Below are 4,423 nucleotides of genomic sequence, written 5' to 3'. Positions count from 1 at the left end.
GGTTTTTTTACTTTGTTCTCATTATTCAGCATCCGTGTTTTGATACGCCATCTTAAACAACTTCACTTGGCTATCAATTTCTTCTGTACTACTATTAATAACATAGTAGTACTCACCAGATTTATTCTGTTCACGTGTTTTCACATTATCAGCTAATATAAGTTGTAAAATCGCCTTAATTCTCGCCTTCATTTCAATATCTAATATCGGGAAAGATATTTCTACTCTCTTCTCCATATTCCGCGTCATCCAGTCAGCTGAAGATAAGTATATTTTCTCTTCTCCATTATGATGGAAATAATAAATTCGGCTATGTTCTAAATATCTCCCGACAACACTAACTACCCGAATATTTTCACTTACATTTGGAATACCAGGCCTTAAACAACAAGTTCCTCGAACGATGAGCTCTACCTTTACTCCAGCTTGTGATGCTTCATACATTTTTTTGATTAATGGTTTATCTGTTAATGAATTCATCTTAGCGATAATATATCCATTTCCATATTGCCTATGATAACGGATTTCTTCATCTATTAAATCCATAAATTGCTCTCTTATATCAAATGGTGCAACCGATAAATGATGAAAATGTGGCTTGGTTGTATAACCACTCAAATAATTAAAGAAATTTGTTGCATCGACCCCAAAGTCTTTTCGTGATGTAATATACCCAAAATCAGTATATAACTTTGCTGTTGCGTCATTATAATTTCCAGTCCCGAGATGTACGAACCTTTCGATTTTTCCGTTTTTTCTTCTTACAACTAGCGTAATTTTACTATGTGTTTTCAAATGACTTACACCGTAAATAACGTGACAGCCTGCCTTTTCTAATTCTTTAGCCCAATGCACATTATTTTCTTCATCAAATCTTGCCTTCAATTCAACTAATACCGTAACTTGCTTCCCTTTTTCAGCTGCTACCTTTAGCGCCTGAATAATCGGTGAATCCCCACTTACTCGATATAATGTTTGTTTGATTGCAAGTACATTCGGATCGTCTGCCGCATCACGGACAAAATCAACTACTGGCTGAAATGATTCAAAAGGATGATGTAATAAAATATCATGCTCAATTGCTTTTTCGAATACATCTTCCGCATCCCCCAAGTCTTGAGGCCGTTGCGGAATAAGAGCCGGATATACTAGATGTTCATATAAAGGAGCTAGTTTTTTATATAAAGAAAATAGACATGTTAAATCTAATGGTCCATCCATTATATACACATCTTCATCTTTTACTTCCAACACCTCATATAATAATGCTAATACTCTTTCATCAATATGCTCTTTGCCAACTTCTAAACGTACAGCAGCTCCCCACTTACGCTTTTTTAATTCTTTTTCAATTACCTTTAATAAATCCCTCGCACCTTCTTCATGAATCGTTAAATCCGCATTGCGTGTAATACGGAAACGAGTAACAGACGATACTTTATATCCTGTAAATAATTTATGAGTAAAACCACTAATTACATCTTCTAATAAAATAAATTTATGCTTTTGCCCCTCACTCGGTAAAAATATGAAACGTTCAAGTAATGAAGGAACTTGTACAATTCCTAACTTCGTGCGGTTTTCTTCCTCCACTTGTTTCTCATCATATAAAAGAGTAGCTAAATTCAAACTTTTATTTAATAACATCGGAAATGGACGATATGCATCAATAGCTACAGGTGTTAAGACTGGAAAAATCTGCTCATCAAAATACTCTTCTATAAATTCCCTCTGTTCTTTCGTCAAATCGTGGAATGTTAAACGTTCAATCCCCTCTAACTCCAGCGCTGGCAACACATAATTTTTAAACGTATCATATTGTACAGTCATTAATTCATGGGCCTTTATCGCAATTTTATTTAATTGCTTTTTTGGTGTTAAACCAGCCTTATTTTCTGGTTGGTTAAACCCAGCACTCACTTGATCCTTCAATCCTGCTACGCGTACCATAAAGAATTCATCTAAATTGGAACTGAAAATGCTAATAAACTTTAACCTTTCCAAGAGCGGATTTGTTTCATCCTGCGCTTCTTGTAGTACACGTTCATTAAATGCTAACCAACTTAATTCTCGATTATTGTAATAAGCTGTATCATTTAAATTCACTATATTCCCCATCAACATTTCCATCCTCTTCACACTTCCCCTGAAACTTTTTTACTATAATTTAGTTACTTTTATTTTAGCAAATTACAATATTCCAAGGTGTTAATTTTTTGTAAAGACATCCGTACAACTTAACGTTTTGATTCGAAGGATAAATTAATAGTCGTTTTCAACACTCTTTCCAGCTGCTTTTTTTGTTTTTCAGCTTGCACTTTTTCCGCTAATGCCGATTGCTCACATACAATTTTAAATGTTAATCCTTCTTTACTTTCTGTTATAGATATCGATTCAACAAGCGATCTTTGTCTTATATTCAGAGCTGCTGAAAACTGTAAAACAGCCCCTAATAGGCGGATTTTTTTTTGTTCATTTTTATCAAACCATCCTTCAAATGGGGACAAATGTTGTTTGAATAACATTTTTGATTTATAAGACGCAATAAGCGCTAATCTAACTCGCTCTTTATGCATCATCCCATCAATTGTTTTATTCGCTAATAAATAAAACGTATGTAAGCGGCTCGCTTCTTCGTCTATATATTTACCTATATTAAATACTTTCGCTGCTTGATGGAATACTTCCCAGTCTTTTACTGACATAGAAATCAGCCCTGTTTCTTCAAGTTGTTGACAAATGAGTCTTCCATGTTTAATAAGCTGCATTACAAATTCCATATCCATTTCATATTCATGTGATAATAAATACAAACTTTCTTCGACTACGTTCGGATAATATGAAATCCCCAAATCTTTTGTCAACTCTTCATAGAAAACACCTTCTCGTAACCCTTTTCTACTTAACACAAATGCTCGTGCCTCTATAACATTAACAAGCGTATGAAAAACTTCGACTGCTGGAATAATTGTATCTGCTCGATCTTTTGCCAATCCTTCCAATTTTTGAAGTTCTATGAACGACAATGCTTCCAATTCTTCTTTCACATTTTTAATATCTTCTTCTTTCATTTTATATAAATGTACCCCTGCTATAGGATAACAAATTAAATTTTGATGGATTTTCACTAAGTTCCTCGCACTACCACCAATTGCAATAAGAGGCAATTTCTTATCAATTAACCATGGTAATGTTCGAAATTGATATTCTAAGTACGTTTGAATCTTTTCCAACTCGCCTTCAGTAGGTATATCCTCTTTAATAAATTGTTGCTTTAAAGAAAGTGCTCCAAAGGGAAAGCTATGGTACTCTAGAATCTCTCTATTTCGAAAATATGTAACTTCTGTACTTCCTCCACCAATATCTACTGTAATTCCTTCAGAGAACGAAGTTGAATTCATAACCGCTAAATAGCCGTAACGTGCTTCTTCATATTCTGATAAGACTCTAAGAGTAAAGTCTGTTTGTCCTTCAACCAGTTTTTTAATTGCCTCTTGATTCTCAGCCTGTCTAATTGTTGCTGTTGCAACACAAAGTACATGATGCAACTGGTGGAATCGTGTACTTTCTTGAAATTGAAATAACGTTTGTAACAATACCTCTATTCCTTCTTCATTTAACACACCATCAATTAAGTAATTTCTTAGCCGAGCAACCACTTTCGTATTTTCAATCTCCTTATAAAAACCTCCGTTTTGCTTTTCATAAATAACTAAACGCATTGTATTAGATCCAATATCTATAATGGCATATTGCTGTTTTAATATTTCTTTCAAACTTCTCACTCTTTCATTATCAAATTTCTAAAACACGTTCTATTACTATTATACAAAATAGTTGTTTTTTGTAACAATATTGCTTTAATATTGAAAATATATACAATCACTTTTTGCATATAATAAAAACCTCTTTTATTTATGTTATAATAATGAAAAATTGAAAGGAGATTCAATATGAAGCCTTCACAACCACAATCTCAATTACAAAACCAACATTCTATTAATCGACTAGCTCAATCTATTTTCGTTGTGAATCGTCATGCTAAAGCTGCAACTAATCCGAAGTATTTATACTGGTTAAAAAAGACGGCTTTAGAACGCTTAATTGCTGAGAAAAAAGCTATTAAAGAAGGATTACATTTTTCTAGAAATCCACGTTTTAGCCAACAACAATCTGATGTTCTTATACGTTTAGGTGATTATTTTTTCCATATTCCTCCTACCAAAGAAGATTTTCGAATCCTACCACATCTTGGTCATCTTGAATCCTCCTATCGAAATCCGAAAACAACCTTATCTTTAACAGTAGCAAAAAAAACACTTCAAGATTATATTGGTCCTGAAGCATTGAAACAAGAAAAAAAATTAAGTGAACCTGTTCCATGGTATAGTCGTACTTATACAAAAAAATAAAACAGTTTGGC

Annotated in this window: 3 protein-coding genes; 1 reads left to right on the top strand and 2 read right to left on the bottom strand. The window is 33.3% G+C overall.

Annotation, left to right across the window (positions count from 1 at the left end):
* Positions 1 to 21: 21 nt before the first annotated feature.
* Complete coding sequence (locus tag DM800_RS28400) at positions 22 to 2,130, bottom strand: polyphosphate kinase (RefSeq protein ID WP_000425559.1); 2,109 nt, start codon at positions 2,128 to 2,130, stop codon at positions 22 to 24.
* A 107-nt stretch (positions 2,131 to 2,237) separates the two neighbouring features.
* Positions 2,238 to 3,776: an exopolyphosphatase gene (ppx, locus tag DM800_RS28395; protein WP_147788160.1), complete on the bottom strand. Its 1,539-nt coding sequence runs from the start codon at positions 3,774 to 3,776 to the stop codon at positions 2,238 to 2,240.
* A gap of 177 nt (positions 3,777 to 3,953) precedes the next feature.
* Between ppx and DM800_RS28390 the strand changes: the two genes are divergently transcribed.
* A complete protein-coding gene (locus DM800_RS28390) occupies positions 3,954 to 4,412 on the top strand; it encodes a YkyB family protein (protein ID WP_000804864.1) in 459 nt (152 codons plus the stop codon).
* Positions 4,413 to 4,423 lie beyond the last annotated feature (11 nt).

Source organism: Bacillus sp. AY18-3 (assembly GCF_008042305.1).
GTDB lineage: Bacteria > Bacillota > Bacilli > Bacillales > Bacillaceae_G > Bacillus_A > Bacillus_A wiedmannii.
This window is presented reverse-complemented; position numbering and strand designations above follow the sequence as displayed.